The organism is Flavobacterium sp. (genome assembly GCF_039595935.1).
GTDB lineage: Bacteria > Bacteroidota > Bacteroidia > Flavobacteriales > Flavobacteriaceae > Flavobacterium.
On record NZ_JBCNKR010000006.1, the window covers coordinates 1,189,300 to 1,205,655 of the forward strand.

Annotated in this window: 9 protein-coding genes; 8 read left to right on the plus strand and 1 reads right to left on the minus strand. The window is 34.6% G+C overall.

Annotated elements, in window-relative coordinates; genetic code table 11:
• Positions 1 to 5 precede the first annotated feature (5 nt).
• The gene (locus ABDW27_RS14970) at positions 6 to 2,876 is read right to left on the minus strand and encodes a triple tyrosine motif-containing protein (RefSeq protein ID WP_343696634.1); all 2,871 of its coding nucleotides are present in this window, start codon (positions 2,874 to 2,876) and stop codon (positions 6 to 8) included.
• A gap of 345 nt (positions 2,877 to 3,221) precedes the next feature.
• Here ABDW27_RS14970 and ABDW27_RS14975 point away from each other — a divergent pair, with 345 nt between their 5' ends.
• The 8 genes from ABDW27_RS14975 (at position 3,222) to ABDW27_RS15010 (ending at position 16,290) form a co-directional block, all read left to right on the plus strand.
• Entirely contained in the window at positions 3,222 to 6,332 is a 3,111-nt protein-coding gene (locus tag ABDW27_RS14975) for a TonB-dependent receptor (protein ID WP_343696635.1), read from the plus strand.
• Between the two features lie 13 nt (positions 6,333 to 6,345).
• Positions 6,346 to 7,857 carry a RagB/SusD family nutrient uptake outer membrane protein gene (locus ABDW27_RS14980; RefSeq protein ID WP_343696636.1) on the plus strand — a complete coding sequence of 504 codons (1,512 nt, stop codon included), beginning with the start codon at positions 6,346 to 6,348 and terminating at the stop codon, positions 7,855 to 7,857.
• 34 nt (positions 7,858 to 7,891) lie between these two features.
• Complete coding sequence (locus ABDW27_RS14985) at positions 7,892 to 8,767, plus strand: hypothetical protein (RefSeq protein WP_343696637.1); 876 nt, start codon at positions 7,892 to 7,894, stop codon at positions 8,765 to 8,767.
• A 139-nt stretch (positions 8,768 to 8,906) separates the two neighbouring features.
• Complete coding sequence (locus ABDW27_RS14990) at positions 8,907 to 10,361, plus strand: glycoside hydrolase family 30 protein (RefSeq protein ID WP_343696638.1); 1,455 nt, start codon at positions 8,907 to 8,909, stop codon at positions 10,359 to 10,361.
• Positions 10,362 to 10,431: 70 nt separating this feature from the next.
• Positions 10,432 to 11,919 carry a glycoside hydrolase family 30 protein gene (locus tag ABDW27_RS14995; protein ID WP_343696639.1) on the plus strand — a complete coding sequence of 496 codons (1,488 nt, stop codon included), beginning with the start codon at positions 10,432 to 10,434 and terminating at the stop codon, positions 11,917 to 11,919.
• Positions 11,920 to 11,944: 25 nt separating this feature from the next.
• Positions 11,945 to 13,417 carry a glycoside hydrolase family 30 beta sandwich domain-containing protein gene (locus ABDW27_RS15000; protein WP_343696640.1) on the plus strand — a complete coding sequence of 491 codons (1,473 nt, stop codon included), beginning with the start codon at positions 11,945 to 11,947 and terminating at the stop codon, positions 13,415 to 13,417.
• Between the two features lie 26 nt (positions 13,418 to 13,443).
• Entirely contained in the window at positions 13,444 to 15,201 is a 1,758-nt protein-coding gene (locus ABDW27_RS15005; protein WP_343696641.1) for a cellulase family glycosylhydrolase, read from the plus strand.
• Between the two features lie 6 nt (positions 15,202 to 15,207).
• The gene (locus ABDW27_RS15010) at positions 15,208 to 16,290 is read left to right on the plus strand and encodes a glycoside hydrolase family 16 protein (protein ID WP_073412802.1); all 1,083 of its coding nucleotides are present in this window, start codon (positions 15,208 to 15,210) and stop codon (positions 16,288 to 16,290) included.
• Positions 16,291 to 16,356: the final 66 nt, after the last annotated feature.

Sequence of the window (16,356 nt, forward strand, 5' to 3'; positions counted from 1 at the left end):
TTTGCTTATATACTCATTAAGAAACCAATCAGGTTTTCTTTTTTGTTTAAACCGAGTTTCTTTCTAAGACGATAACGGGCTAATTCAACGCCGCCGGTCGAAATATTCATAATCTCGGCTATTTCTTTTGTTGACATATTCATTAATAAATAAGTCGATAAATCGAGTTCGCGAGGAGAAATAGTTGGATATTTTTCTTTTAAGCGTTTTAAGAACTCAAAATGCACGTTTTTGATGTGTTTTTCTAAATCTTTCCAGCTTTTATCTGTATTTACCTCTTTTACAATGCTCTTATTCAGTTTGCTAACCTGGAATTTTGTTGAATCGTCTAAAGCTTCGATATCAATTTCTTTTAGTTTGTGAATAATCCCGTTTAAGATTTTATTTTTCTTTACAACTTGTAATGAATTATTTACTAGTTCTTTATCTTTTGCTAAGATTTTAATCTGAAGCTTGTCATTCTTCAATTTTTCAATTTCTTTTTCAAGGTCATATTGTTCCTGCCTAATTCTGGACTCTTTTTCAAGATAAAGTCTTCTTTGTTCTATTGTTTCATAGTATTTGTTCTTTCTAATCTTCATTTTGATTCTGCTAGAAGTAACATAAATTGCAATTATCAATAGAATAAAATACAATATCAGAGCTAAAAAGTGTCTGTACCAAGGCGGAGAAACTGTAAACGAGATTGTCGATGGCTCAGATTGTACTCCGTAGCTGTTTCTCACTTTTACATTCATCACATAATCACCTTCTCGCAAGTTTGTATACTCTTTTATAGAAATTGTCGACCAATTGCTCCATTTGTCATCAAAAGGCTCTAACTGATACGAAAATTGAACGTTTTCCAAATTTTCATAAGTTGGAGACGAAAATGTAAAGCGGACATGGTTTGAAGAATACGGTATATGTATATTTTCTTTTTTACTTTGGTTATTTCCCAGAATTATAGTGTCACCCGGAAATGAAAAACTGCGGATAAAAGCTCTTGGTTTCGTAACAAAGTTGTTTAATAGTTCAGAATCATAATGTGCTAAACCATCTGTTAATCCAATGAAAATATTTTTAGAATCTATTGTATTTACAGATAAATAATTGCTTACCAAGTTACCTGTAAGATTAGAGAAAGGCGCAACAATATTTTTATATCCGTTATTTTGTTTCATTAAAACTCCTAAAGATTCATCATACGCATACCATAAATTAGATTGTGAATCTTCGCTTAATGCATTTATAACAGGAATGTTTTTAAAAAGACTACTCATGTTCTTGTCTTCATAAAAAATCTCCTGTTCTGTAGAATATTTAAAAAAATGATTATTAGTTTGAAAATACACTCGACCGTCAATTTTTTGGAGGCTGCCGATGTTCTTGTATTTTGGAGTTAATTGATCTATTTTTTTGATGGTTGAAAATCGTTTTAAATCTTCGCTTAAAGTCATTCTATATATAGATTCATCTTTTTTAAGCCATAAATAAGACTGATCCAGTTCAAAACTATTGGAAGATTTATCAAAACCTGCGACTTGATTTTTGTAAACAAAACCATTAGCTGTTTTTTGAAAAATCGCAAATCCGTCATAATTCGAACCAATAAGAAAGCCATCATGATTAGGGATTTTTTTGAAGCCAAAATATCCTTTAGAATCTATTATATTGGTTACTTGTCCGCCTCTAATAATAAGAGCACCTCTATTGTTGGCGCAAATTAATTCATTATCTATTACCTGTACATTCCATGACTGTGCGGTTGTACCTTCAACAAGTTTAAAAACATCTTCTTTGAAACTGTTGTTCCAGGCGTGATAAAAAACACCCTGATTCGTTGCAACGTAAAGATTGCCCTGATGAATGACTGATGCATATACGGTACTAATATCATAGCTAAAACCAAAGTAAGTAAAGGGAGAGCTTTCATTAACGAAAGTAATACCGTTATCAAGTCCTAGCCATAAATTGTTTTTGTTGTCAATAAATGAAGTTAAAACCGTATTATTCTGAAGCCCTTTTTTTCTATTAATATGCTGAATTATTTTTCCATCAAAGTCACTGATGGCAATTCCGTCTAGTACCGAATTTAAAACGATGAATTTGTTATTTATAATTACCCCTCCTAAGGAGTTGTTCTTTTTTACAAAGCTGTTAGCTTCTGTATTCCATGGTTTAACAATATTGTTTTCATATATAAACAATCCTTTTTCAAGCGTGATAATTAAAGTCTTGTTTTTTCCGATAGAATACATGGCCCAGATTTCGGTATTGTTTAAGCTTGTCGTATTTGGCAGAGTATAAAGTTTGCCGTTTTTATATTCTAGAATTCCTTTTTCAACATCTTGAAAATAGAGTTTGTTGTTTACAACAAATGAAAACTGAAATCGCTTAGGTGCTTTTAGGATAGATAATTTGCCATTTGTAAATATATAAGCTCTGGCAAATGACTGAAAAATAGTTTGATTATTAAATGAATGTATTTTCCAGATAAAGTCAATTATTTTGATTTTATTCTTGTCTACTTTTTTAGCTAAAGAGGTGTATTGAAGTTTTCCTTTATTATTAGGTTCAAAATATCCGAATTCGTTATAACCCCCAACGAAAATTTTCCCGGATTTATCAATTTTTAAACATCTGACAGAAGTTAGATTTGGCAGAGGATATTTTCTCCAGGATGCCCCGTCAAATTGTAAAAGTCCATTATTATTGGCAAAATACAGATTTCCGTTTTTATCCTGATCGATATTCCAGTTTTGAGTTCCTCCTTTATATTCATTTCGCTTGTAATTTCTTACATCTGGCAGGCCGATGTTTTTTACCTGGCCAAAAAATGATATTGTGAATAATGTAAAAAAAGTAATATAAAAATATGATTTTGCTAATTTCATTAATTATTCGAATTTTTTTATTTTTTTATTGGTAAATCGTTTGTTTATAGGTGTTTACGAAATTTTTTACACTACTATCACGTTGTAGAAAAGCATTTCGTTCATAAAAATAAGCAATCTTATATAATTGTAGTGTTTATTTTTGCAATTAACATTTTGATAACATCTTATTTTTTATTTTTAAAATATTGTAAATCAAATTTTTATAAAAAAAATGATGTGTTTTTGTAATGTATAAAATTTTAGTTTGATGTGTTTTTGTAAGGAAAATTAAATGCTGATAGTAAAAAAATAACATTATTATTGCATCAAATTACTAATTAATTAACCAAAATTTTTAGAAAAATGAAATTAACAAAATTACTTATTTTTTGTGTTTCGTCTTTGTTATTCTCGGTTATAGCTGTGGCTCAGGATGTCACGGTAAATGGAATGATAAACGATGAGAGTGGAATGCCGGTTCCGGGCGCAACTGTTGTATTAAAGGGTACAACAAAGTCGACGGCGTCAGATTTTGACGGGAAATTCCAAATTCAAGTGCCTTCAAACGGAGTTTTGACAGTTACTTTTATAGGATACGCTACAGTATCTGAAGCTGTAAACGGAAGAACAAAAATTACAATTCAATTAAAGCCAGAATCACAATCATTAAATGAGGTTGTGGTAGTAGGTTACGGAACTCAAAAGAAAGCAGTAGTTACAGGTGCAATTTCTAGTGTAAAAGCTGCTGATTTAGAGAAAGTGCCAAACGGAAGAGTTGAACAAGCATTACAAGGGCGTGTTGCCGGTGTAACTATCGCTTCAAGTTCAGGTCAGCCAGGTGCAGGATCTACAATCCGTGTACGTGGTATTACAACTTTTGGTGACGGTGGAAATAATCCTCTTTGGGTTGTTGACGGTAACGTTGTTGATGCTGGTGGAATTGGTTACTTAAATCAGTCAGACATTGAGTCTATTGAGGTACTTAAAGATGCTGCGTCTGCTGCTATTTATGGTACACGTGCTGCAACTGGGGTTATCTTAGTTACAACTAAAAAAGGTAAATCAGGAAAAATTACAGTAAACTATAATGGTTTTGCAGGTGTATCTTCTCCAGCAAAAAAATTAGATTTATTGAATGCTACTGAGTATGCTACTATTATGAACGAAAAATCAGTTGCTGATGGAGGAGGAATTTTATATTCTAACCCAGCTGCATTTGGTAAAGGAACAAACTGGCAAGATGCTATTTTTAATGACAGCGCTTTCAGATACACTCACGAATTAAGTATTAGTGGTGGTGGAGAATTCTCTACTTTCTATGCTTCATTTGGTATTCAGGATCAAGAAGGTATCGTTGCAACAGAAATTTCTAACTATACTAAAAAGAATTTCCGTTTAAACTCTTCTCATAAAATTTCTAAATATTTCAATTTCGGACAGACTTTTGGTTATACAAGACAAAAAACTGTGGGAATCGGAAATACAAACAGTGAGTTTGGAGGTCCTTTAAGTTCTGCTATCAACCTTGATCCATTAACTCCAATTGTAGTTACAGATCCTGCTGTTGCAAATGCTGCTCCTTACTCTACAAACCCTGTAGTTCGCGATGCAAACGGAAATCCTTATGGAATTTCTAGCGTTGTTGGTCAGGAGATGACAAACCCATTAGGATACATCCAAACAAGATTAGGAAGATATGGATGGTCTGATGATTTCGTAGGTAATGCTTACTTAGAAGCTCTTATTACTCCACATTTAAAAGTTAGATCTACATTAGGAGGTAAACTTTCATACTGGGGAGACCAAGGATTTACTCCTGTATATTTCTTAAGTGCAAACGTGAATGTTCTTAAAAACAGTTATTACCAAAACAATAACAAATCATTCAACTGGAACATAGAGAACGTTATTACTTACTCAAACAAATTTGGAGATCACAACGTAAGCGTTTTAGCTGGTCAGGGATCTTATGTTGACAATATTGGTGGATATGTAGGAGCTACAATGTTTGGTTTACCTATTACAAGTTATAAAGATGCTTCTTTCAAATTTGATATTCCACAAGCAGACAGAAACAGTGCTACAGATGATTTCATTCAGCATAAAGTAACTTCTTTATTTGGTCGTTTAAACTACGATTATATGGAGAAATATCTTGTAACAGGGGTTATTCGTCGTGATGGATCAACTCGTTTTGGAGAAAATCATAAATTTGGAGTTTTCCCTTCATTCTCTTTAGGATGGGTAGTTTCAAAAGAAGGTTTCTGGAAAGAAAACAATGTAGTTAATACATTAAAACTTAGAGGAGGTTACGGAATTGTAGGTAACGATCAGGTAGCTGACTTTAGATATATTTCATTAGTATCAGGAGGTTATAACTATTCTTTCGGAAACACTGGTGCTATTACTACAGGTTATGCTAACGTAACTCTTGACAACCCTGATTTGAAATGGGAAGAAACTTCTCAGGCAAGTATTGGTCTTGATGCAAGATTATTTAATGATTTTACTGTAACTTTAGACTTCTATAAAAAGAAAACAACAGGTATCTTAAGACCAGTTGTAATTCCAGGATATGTTGGGGTTGCAGAACAGCCATGGGCAAACGTTGCTGATATGAACAACAGCGGTGTGGAGTTTGAATTAAGCTGGAAGAAAAAATTAGGTGATTTTAACTTAGGAGTGAACGGAAACGTAGCTTACTTGAAAAATGAAATTACTTACGTAGGTAAAGACAATCAATTCATTATTGGAGACGCTTCTTTCCAATCTATGGGGCCTGTAACAAGAACTCAGGTAGGTCATTCATACAATGAATTCTACGGATACAAAACAGCAGGAATTTTCCAAAATCAAGCTGAGATCAATGCTTATACAAATGCTGCAGGAGGTTTAATTCAGCCAAATGCTAAACCAGGGGATTTCCGTTGGGTTGATTCAAATGGTGACGGATCTATTTCTGATGATGACAAACAATTCTTAGGAACAAGTATTCCTAAATATACTTTCGGTTTAACATTAAACTTAGATTACAAAGGATTTGATTTTATGACATTCGTTCAAGGTGCTGCAGGAAGCAAAATCTTCCAGGGATTACGCAGATTAGATATCTTGAATGCTAACTATCAAACAGAAGCTTTAGGTCGTTGGACAGGAGAAGGAACTTCAAATGACTACCCAAGACTTGCTAACAATGATAGTAACGGTAACTTCAGCAAAATGTCTGATTTCTATTTAGAAAGTGGAGATTATGCTCGTTTGAAAATTGTTCAGGTAGGATATACTCTTCCAGTTAATCTTTCTACAAAAATTGGAGCAGACAAAATTCGTTTCTACTTAACAGGTGAGAACTTATACACTATTACAAAATATACAGGATACGATCCAGAAATTGGAGGTCAGGTATTTGGTGTAGACAGAGGTGTTTATCCACAAGCAAGAACATTCATGCTTGGAGCGAACGTACAATTTTAATAATTAAAGAATCATGAAAAATAAATTTAGATATATATATGCTGTAGTAGCTTTGGCTGCTTTAGGAGGAGCTTGTTCTGAAGACTTCGTAAGTATAGAACCAAAAGGATCTTTCTTATCAACTAGTTACTACAAAGATGAGCAACAGGCTACATCAGCTCTTGTTGGGGTTTACGATCCTTTGAGAAAAAACACAGGTGGTTTTGAAAACATGGTTGCAATGATGAATGCTGGATCAGATGATTTCTACGCTGGAGGTGGTGGAGCTTCTGATGGTCAGGGGATTCAAAACTTCTCAACTCACTCATTAACTTCATTAATCATTCCGGGAAGTTTCTGGAATGATCACTACCAAGGTATTTACAGAGCAAACGTTTTGTTATCTAAAATGGACGGAGTTAATATGTCTGATGCTTTAAAAGTTAGATTCACAGGTGAAGCTAAAGCATTAAGAGCATTATACTATTTCAACTTAGTAAGAATGTTCAAAAACATTCCATTAATTCTTGAGCCTCTTACAACTTCAACAATGTTAAATGTAGAGCAGTCTGCACCAACAGCTGTTTACGCTCAAATCGAAAAAGATTTAGTTGAAGCTATTCCTGCTTTACCAACTACAGTTGATGCAGCTACAGGATCAGGTCGTTTAACAAGAGGAGCTGCTCAGGCAATCCTTGGGAAAGTGTATTTATATGACGGGAAAAATGCAGAAGCTGCTGCTATTCTTGCTCAGGTAAACGGTACACCTGGACAGCCAAATCAATATGGAAATCACTTATTAGCAGATTTCGATGATTTATGGGTAGTTGCTAATAAATTTAATGCTGAATCACTTCTTGAAGTGTCTCACACTAGTGCAGGAAACTCTGATTGGGGATTCTGGGGTTCTGGAAGAGATGAAGGAAACTCATTAAACGTAATGGTTGGGCCTAGAGGTTATTCTAGACCTGCAAACTCTACTGCAGCGGATCTTCCTTCTGGATGGAGTTTCAGTGTACCTACACAAAAACTTTACGATGCAATGAAAAATGACCCAAGATTTGCAGCTACTATTTTTGATTTAAAAGCTTTAAAAGCAGCTGGAAAAGCAGATTATATTCCTGGTTACCAAGACACAGGTTATTTCTTGAATAAATTTTTACCGAGAAAAACAGATGTACGTACAGGTGGTGGAGCTGCTGAGTTGAACTACAAACAAAACTCATATGTTATCAGATTAGCAGATACTTACTTATTAGAAGCTGAAGCACTAGGTGCTACTGGAGCTAGAGCTCAGGCTTTATTAGATGCAGTAAGAGCTAGAGTTGGTCTTGCTTCTGTTCCTGTAACATTAGCAGCAATTAAAAATGAAAGAAGAATGGAGCTTGCTGGAGAAGGACACAGATTCTTTGACTTAGTAAGATGGGGAGATGCTGCTGCTGCATTATCTGACAGAGGATTCAATGCTGGTACTGATGAGATTTTCCCAATTCCTTATGTAGAGTTAACAGGGACTAAATTGAAACAGAACCCTAACTACCAATAAAAAAAACAACTATCTAACCAAAAACCAAAAAGAAATGAACCTAAGTATAATTTTAAAAAGAGGTGCTTACCTGATGCTTGCTATAGCATTAGGTTCGCTTACTAGCTGTGACGATGATCCTGCTAATAACGGTTTAACAGCAACAAATGTTGATGCTTCATTTACAGTTACTCCTGTTGCAGGAAAAGTTAATACTTATCTTTTAACTGCTCAAGAAAATGGAGTTATTTCATCTAAATGGAATATCGGGTATGGAGCCTATATGGGCAAAATGACTGAAGAAATTGTTTTACCGGATGCCGGAACTTATACAGTTACTCACACAGCTATTGCTGCAGGAGGTGCTACAGCTAATGTTTCTCATGATATTGTAGTGGCAACATCCGATCCTTCTAAACCAAATTTAGTTAAAGGAGGATTCTTTAATGATGCTGCAGATATTGCTCAATGGTCATCTGCAAAGTTAAGTACTACTGGTGCCGCATTTTGGTCATTTAGTAATGGAACTGCGACAATACATTCTCCTGGAGGATGGGCTCAAGAAGGAATTTATCAGGCAATTGATGTTGTAAAAGACAAAGAGTATACGATTGATATGTTGGTTTCTTGTCCAAGCGGATCAGATGAAACATGGTTTGAAGTATATGCTGGTAAATCTGCACCTAAAGATGGTGTTGAATACAAAGACAACAAAGTAATGGGTCTAAGTACTTGGGATGGTTGTGCAAAAGCAGCTTTTACAGGTAGACTTTCTTCAGTAGGCTGCGTTAAAAACGACGCCACGGCTTCTGTTTCAAATGTTGTAAAATTTGACACTACAGGCAAAATTTATTTAGTAATTCGTTCTGGTGGTAACACTTTCACAAAAGATGGAATTACTGTGAGCAGAATTGAAATGAGAGGAAAATAAAAGTTTAAGTTAAGTTTAAGTTTGGTTGTAAATAGCCCATAATCATTATGAGTATGGGCTATTTTTAAATCCTTACGCAGTCAGAAAATGAGTTTCTGAAAAAAACTTCTTTTTAGAATTAAAAAAATAAGGAAATAGAATGAAAAAAAATACTATAAAGTTTCTATGCTTTTTGTTCACAGTTTCTGCTCTTGCACAGCAGACAAAAGCAAAGAAAGAATTTACAACCAACGGAAAAAAAATTACGGTTTATACAACCGCTGAAAACTCAAACCTAAGATTAACATCAACAGATAATCTGACTTTTTCAGCATCAAAACAGCCTCTTGAAACGGAGATTTCTGTTTTTGTAGAACCGACGAAAAAGTTTCAAACCTTTATGGGAATTGGAGGTGCAATAACTGATGCGAGTGCTGAAATTTTTGCTAAGCTTTCAAAAGAAAAGCAAACAGAATTCTTAAATGCCTACTACGATAAACAAAAAGGAATTGGCTATTCTTTGCTAAGAACCACGATACAGAGCTCTGATTTTAGCAGTGGAAGCTACTCTTATATCAAAGAAGGTGATAAAGAATTAAAAACGTTTTCTATTGATCATGATAGACAATTTCGTATTCCGTTAATTAAGCAGGCAATCCAGACTGCCGGAGGAAAATTATTAACATATGCAGCGCCTTGGTCTCCAAATGCTTTTATGAAAAGCAACGGAAACGTATTAAAAGGCGGAACATTATTACCTGAATATTATCAAACCTGGGCAAACTTTTATGCGAAGTTTATAAAAGAATATGAGAAAGAAGGAATTCCGATTTGGGGAACTTCAACTCAAAATGAACCAATGGCGGTTCAAACTTGGGAGTCTTGTATTTATACAGCTGAAGCTGAAAGAGATTTTATTAAAAATTTCCTTGGACCAACTTTAAAAAGAGAAAAACTAGGAGATAAAAAAATCATCGTTTGGGATCACAATCGTGACTTAATGAATTACAGAGCAAACGTAATTTATTCTGATCCTGAAGCAGCAAAATATGTTTGGGGAATGGGTTTTCACTGGTATGAAAACTGGTCAGGAGGAGACCCAATGTTTGATAACGTAGGAAAAGTAAATGAGGCTTATCCAGACAAAAAGCTTTTGTTTACAGAAGGATGTGTTGAAAAATTCGATGCTGCAAAATATCAGTTTTGGGGTAACGGAGAACGTTACGGAATTTCTATGATCAATGATTTCAATAACGGAACTGTTGGATGGACAGACTGGAATATTTTGTTAGATCAAAATGGAGGACCAAATCACGTTGGAAATTTCTGTTTCGCACCAATCCATGCTGACACAACAACTGGAGAATTAATTTACACACCATCATATTATTACATTGGACATTTTTCAAAATTCATTCGTTTAAATGCCAGAAGAGTAAGTTCTGCAGTAAGCAGAAGCGGTCTTTTAAGCACATCGTTTTTAAATACTGATGGCACAATGGCAACAATCGTAATGAATAAAACAGATAAAGAAATTACATATAATTTGATAATAGCGGCAGAAAAAACAATAGTTAAAATTCCTGCACATGCTATACAAACGCTTGTTTATTAATATTTTTTGAGTTAACAGAAGAGGGCTGGCTTGAATCATCCAATTCAGCCCTTAATTTTTTTAATTTCAAATGCTTTTTGAAGTAACAATGAAAACCATCAATAGAATCTTATTAGTTTCAATAATAATTTTGCAAGTAAGTTGTTCAACATCAAAAACTGCAAACGGATCAACTGTTTCTGCATCCCAAACAAACAACAAAATTAAGGTTTATACTACAGCCGAAAATACCAATTTGAGATTATCATTATCAGATAATTTAATTTCAAATACTTCATCACAACAAACAAAATCATCAGTTTCTATTACTTTAGATACGGAAAAAACAGATCAGACTTTTTTAGGAATTGGCGGCGCCATTACAGATGCAAGCGCAGAAGTTTTTGCTAAACTATCTCCAAAAAAACAGCAGGAATTTTTAACTGCTTACTACGATAAAAACAAAGGAATTGGTTATACACTAGCAAGAACAAATATTCATAGCTGCGATTTTAGCAGTGACAGTTACACTTATGTAGCCGAAGGTGATAAAGATTTAAAAACCTTCAACATTGATCACGATCGAAAATATAGAATTCCATTAATAAAAAGCGCAATTGAAACAGCCGGCGGGAAATTAACGTTATTTGTTAGTCCATGGAGTCCCCCAGCTTTCATGAAAGACAATAATGATATTTTGCACGGCGGCGTTTTGTTGCCTGAATTTGCTCAGTCATGGGCAAACTACTATGTCAAATTTATAAAAGCTTATGAAAAAGAAGGAATTCCGGTTTGGGGATTAACGATTCAAAATGAGCCAATGGCAAAACAAAGATGGGAATCTTGCATATATACTCCCGAGGCGGAGAGAGATTTTCTAAAAAACTTTCTTGGGCCAACTTTAGAAAAAGAAGGATTAAGTTCTAAAAATGTAATTATCTGGGATCACAATCGCGGAGACATGCTAACCAAAAGAGCCAATCTTGTTTTTTCTGACCCTGCAGTTTCAAAATACGCATGGGGAATTGGATTTCACTGGTATGAAACATGGAATGGAGGTACACCTAAATTTGAAGCAGTAGGTGAAGTTCACAAAGTTTTTCCAAATAAAAATTTACTTTTTACAGAAGGCTGTATCGAAAAATTTGATGCTTCAAGATTTCAGTTTTGGGGAAATGCAGAAAGATACGGACTTAACATGATCAACGATTTTAATAATGGAACCGTTGGTTGGACAGACTGGAATATTCTTCTGGATCAAAACGGAGGACCAAATCATGTTGGAAATTTTTGTTTTTCACCAATTCATGCTGATACAACAAAAGACGAATTAATCTATACACCGATGTACTATTACATTGGACATTTCTCAAAATTCATTCAGCCAAAAGCAAAAAGAATATTGGAGACTGTTAGCGATAACAAACTAATAAGCACATCTTTTAAAAATTCTGATGACAAAGTAGTTACAATTGTCATGAACCAATCAGATAATGAGATTGTTTACACCATAATAAACCACAATAAACAAAATACTATAACTATTCCGGCACACGCTATACAAACTATTGTATACTAAATGCTGAACCTAAAAAACTATTAAAATGAAACTAAACATTAAAAACACTATAAAAATACTGTTCTTTTCAGCAGCAGTTTTTTCACAAATAGGATGCTCTTCTTCAAACGATGCCGTAGATCCTGTAGTAAATCCACCAGTGGTAAATCCACCGGTTGTAGTAACAAATGATGTTGATTTTTGGTTGACAAAAGGAGATCAAAGCGTATTGCTGGCAAAGCAAACCGGAACACTAGGATTTGGAACAGCAGTAAACATGTATACAAACATAGAAGTTAACGCTTCTCAAAAATATCAAACAGTTGACGGTTTTGGATACACATTAACTGGAGGAAGTGCTGACGTAATTAATAAATTAACGGCTGCTAAAAAAAGCGCACTTTTACAGGAATTATTTGGTACAGGCGCTAATTCAATTGGAGTAAGTTATCTTAGAATAAGTATCGGAGCATCTGACTTAAATGCAGAACCTTTTACTTATGATGATCTTGCAACCGGAGAAACAGATTTAACTTTAGCAAAATTCAGTTTAGATAAAGATAAAGCAGGAGTAATTGCACTTTTAAAAGAAATTCTGGCAATTAACCCAAAGATTTTAATTCTGGCTACACCTTGGTCAGCGCCGATTTGGATGAAAGACAAAGACAGTTTTGTTGGAGGAAAATTACAAACACAATATTATGATGTTTACGCTAAATATTTTGTAAAATACATTCAGCAAATGAAAGCTGAAGGAATTACAATAGACGCCGTAACTCCTCAAAATGAACCATTACATGACGGAAACAACCCAAGTATGTATATGTCAGCAGCAGAACAGGCTAACTTTATTAAAAATAATCTAGGACCTGCTTTTAAAGCTGCAAACCTAAGTGTAAAAATTATTGCTTACGATCATAATTGTGATAGACCAGACTACCCAAAAGCAATTTTGGCTGATGCCGATGCTTTTCCATTTGTAGACGGATCGGCTTTCCATTTATATGCAGGAGATATCAGTGCACTTAGCAATGTTTATAATTCTTATCCAACAAAAAATGTGTATTTCACAGAACAATGGACATCATCAGCAGGTGATTTTGGAGGGGATTTAAAATGGCACGTTCGAAATGTAGTAATCGGTTCAATGCGTAACTATAGCAAAAATGCATTAGAATGGAATTTAGCAAATGATGGTGCTTTTCAACCTCATACAAATGGTGGTTGTTCAATGTGTAAAGGTGCTTTAACAGTAGCCTCCAGCGAAAGCTTCCAGCGTAATGTAGCTTATTACATTATTGCACATGCATCAAAATTTGTTCCTGCAGGATCTGTTAGAATTTCAAGTACTTCAGGCGGAAACTTACAAAATGTTGCTTTTATAACACCTTCTGGCGATAAAGTTTTAATTGTAGAAAATGACGGATCAACAGCCGAAACTTTCAATATCAAGTTCAATGATAAATGGGTAACTACTACCTTAGGAGGAGGATCTGTTGGAACTTATACGTGGAAATAATTAACCGGAAATAAAAAGTTTTTCAAATGAAAAAAGTAATAGTAGCATTGCAGCTTTTATTTTCATTTACAATTTTCGGACAGGGATTTTTACATAGAGACGGACAAAAAATTGTTGATGGAAACGGAAATAATATCATCTTAAGAGGTCTTGGCCTTGGCGGATGGATGGTTCAAGAAGGGTATATGCTGCAAACACAGCCCTTTGCAAGTCCGCAATATCAAATAAAACAAAAAATTCAGGACGTTGTTGGTGAACAAGGAACGAAAGAATTTTATGCCGCTTACAAAGCTAATGGAATCACAAAAAGAGACATTGATTCGTTAGCAAAATGGGGATTCAATTCGATTCGTCTTCCAATGCATTATAACCTTTATACTCCGCCAATTGAGCAGGAAAAAAATGGTGAAATCACCTGGATGGAAGAAGGTTTTACCATGACTGATAATTTATTGAAATGGTGTGAAGCAAACAAAATCTATTTAATTTTAGATTTGCATGCAGCACCGGGCGGACAAGGAAACGATGCGGCAATTTCGGATTATGATACCACAAAACCATCATTATGGCAGAGTGAAGCCAATCAGAAAAAAATGATCGCTTTATGGAAAAAACTGGCTTCTCGTTACAGAGACAGTCAGTGGATTGGCGGTTATGATATTATCAACGAACCAAACTGGGGTTTTACCGGATCTAATAAAAATGGCTGCGACGAAAATTCAAACGGACCTTTAAGAGACTTAATGGTTGCAGTTACAAAAGCAATTCGCGAAGTCGACACTAATCACTTAGTAATTATCGAAGGAAACTGCTGGGGAAATAATTACAACGGGATTTTCCCTTTATGGGATGAAAACATGGCGTTGAGTTTTCATAAATACTGGAATCATAACGACAAAGAATCAATCCAGAAAATGCTGGATTACAGAACACAATATAACGTTCCGATTTGGTTAGGAGAAAGCGGCGAAAATTCAAACGTTTGGTTTAAAGATGCTTTGACTTTAGTAGAAACCAACAATATTGGATGGGCATTTTGGCCAATGAAAAAAATCGAAAATATTGCAGGTGTAACCTCGGTAACCAAAATTCCGGAATATGATGTTTTATTGAAATACTGGAAAGATGGCGGAGCAAAACCATCACCAGAATTTTCGAAAAAAGCATTAATGAAAATGGCTGACAACTATAAAATGCAAAACGTAACTGTTAAGCCAGACGTAATCGATGCGATGTTTAGACAAGTTCAGACAAACGATACAAAAGCCTACAAAAATCACATAATTCCCGGAAAAATCATTGCAACACAATATGATTTAGGAACAAACGGTTTTGCTTATTCTGATAAAGATTTTGTGAATTACAGAGTTGCAACTGGAACTTTTGATCAGTGGAATAAAGGAAACGTAATGCGCAACGACGGAGTTGATATTCTGCCTTGTAAAGATGCCGGATCAAATGGTTATCAGGTTTCATTTATTGAAGATGGAGAATGGCTGCAATTTACTGCTCAGGTAAAAAAAGAAAATAAATACAACGTGGCAATTCGTTACTCAAGCGAAAGTGCAGAAGGACAACTTCATTTAGAAACTTCAAATGGAGAAAAATCAAAAACAATAACATTGCCTGCAACTGGCGGAAATGATAAATGGAAAACGATTATTTTATCTGATGTTGAATTAAAATCAGGAGAAAATAAAATAAAAGTAGTTTTTGATAAAGGCGGATTCAATTTGAATTATTTAGATTTTTTGAACGGTAAAAAAAGTGTTTCTAAAAAATAATAAGTTATGAAAAGCATCAAAAATATAATCAATAAAACTGGAATTTTGGCATTTATGTTATTGCTGATTTTTCAATCCTGCAGTGGAGGAAATGACAGTTCAGATGATACTCCGGTAAATCCTGCTCCATCCAATCTTTCTGTTCAGGTAGAAGTTGTGGGTAAAACGGCGGCAAATCCTAACGGAGATGGAAGCGGAAAAGTAAACTTAAAAATCAATGCAGCAAATGCCATTTCATATAAAGTTTTAATAGACAATCAGCTAAAAGAAATTACAAGCGGAGATTTTAGCTATACTTTTACAGCTTCGGGAACAAAAACATATTCTATCATTGTTTCGGCTTACAATGCCGGAGGGCAATTTATTAGTTCTACATCTTCTGTAAATATTTATGTAGCCAGAAAAATTCTTTGGTCAGATGAATTTGATGTAGACGGAGCTCCAAATTCTTCAAAATGGGGGTACAATACCGGAACCGGAGACGGATGGGGAAATAATGAATTAGAATATTATACATCACGTCCTGAAAATGTATTTATCTCAAATGGAACTCTAAAAATAAAAGCAATCAAAGAAGAGTATATGGGAAGCCACTATACATCAACAAGAATGCTTACAAAAGGAAAATTTTCATTCAAATACGGTCGTGCCGAAGTCCGTGCAAAACTGCCTGTTGGCGGCGGAACCTGGCCTGCTTTCTGGATGTTGGGAGACAATATTGATACAGCGGGCTGGCCGTTATGCGGAGAAGTTGATATTTTAGAATCAGTTGGAAACAATCCAGACGTAAATCATTCTTCACTGCATTCGCCGGGACGTTCAGGAAATACACCTGATACAAAAACAATAACAGTTCCAAATTCAGCGACAGAATTTCATATTTATGCAGCAGAGTGGAGTGCAGAAAGCATTAAGTTTTATGTAGACGATAATTTATTTTACACTTATGTAAACTCGGCTTCAACACCATTTAACCAAAACTTTTTCCTGATTTTAAATTTAGCAATGGGAGGAAATTTTGGAGGAACAGTTGACCCTAATTTCACTAGCGCAATTTTTGAAGTTGATTACGTGAGAGTATATAATTAACATAAGTTTTAAACTATTTTTTTTCTGTAAAGCTATATAAGCACTAGCTTTACGGATTAAAATTTT

Excerpts from the sequence above, each read along its gene's own strand:
- ABDW27_RS14970 (WP_343696634.1), bottom strand. The coding sequence starts at position 2,876 with ATGAAATTAGCAAAATCATATTTTTATATTACTTTTTTTACATTATTC.
- ABDW27_RS14975 (WP_343696635.1), top strand. The coding sequence starts at position 3,222 with ATGAAATTAACAAAATTACTTATTTTTTGTGTTTCGTCTTTGTTATTC.
- ABDW27_RS14980 (WP_343696636.1), top strand. The coding sequence starts at position 6,346 with ATGAAAAATAAATTTAGATATATATATGCTGTAGTAGCTTTGGCTGCT.
- ABDW27_RS14985 (WP_343696637.1), top strand. The coding sequence starts at position 7,892 with ATGAACCTAAGTATAATTTTAAAAAGAGGTGCTTACCTGATGCTTGCT.
- ABDW27_RS14990 (WP_343696638.1), top strand. The coding sequence starts at position 8,907 with ATGAAAAAAAATACTATAAAGTTTCTATGCTTTTTGTTCACAGTTTCT.
- ABDW27_RS14995 (WP_343696639.1), top strand. The coding sequence starts at position 10,432 with ATGCTTTTTGAAGTAACAATGAAAACCATCAATAGAATCTTATTAGTT.
- ABDW27_RS15000 (WP_343696640.1), top strand. The coding sequence starts at position 11,945 with ATGAAACTAAACATTAAAAACACTATAAAAATACTGTTCTTTTCAGCA.
- ABDW27_RS15005 (WP_343696641.1), top strand. The coding sequence starts at position 13,444 with ATGAAAAAAGTAATAGTAGCATTGCAGCTTTTATTTTCATTTACAATT.
- ABDW27_RS15010 (WP_073412802.1), top strand. The coding sequence starts at position 15,208 with ATGAAAAGCATCAAAAATATAATCAATAAAACTGGAATTTTGGCATTT.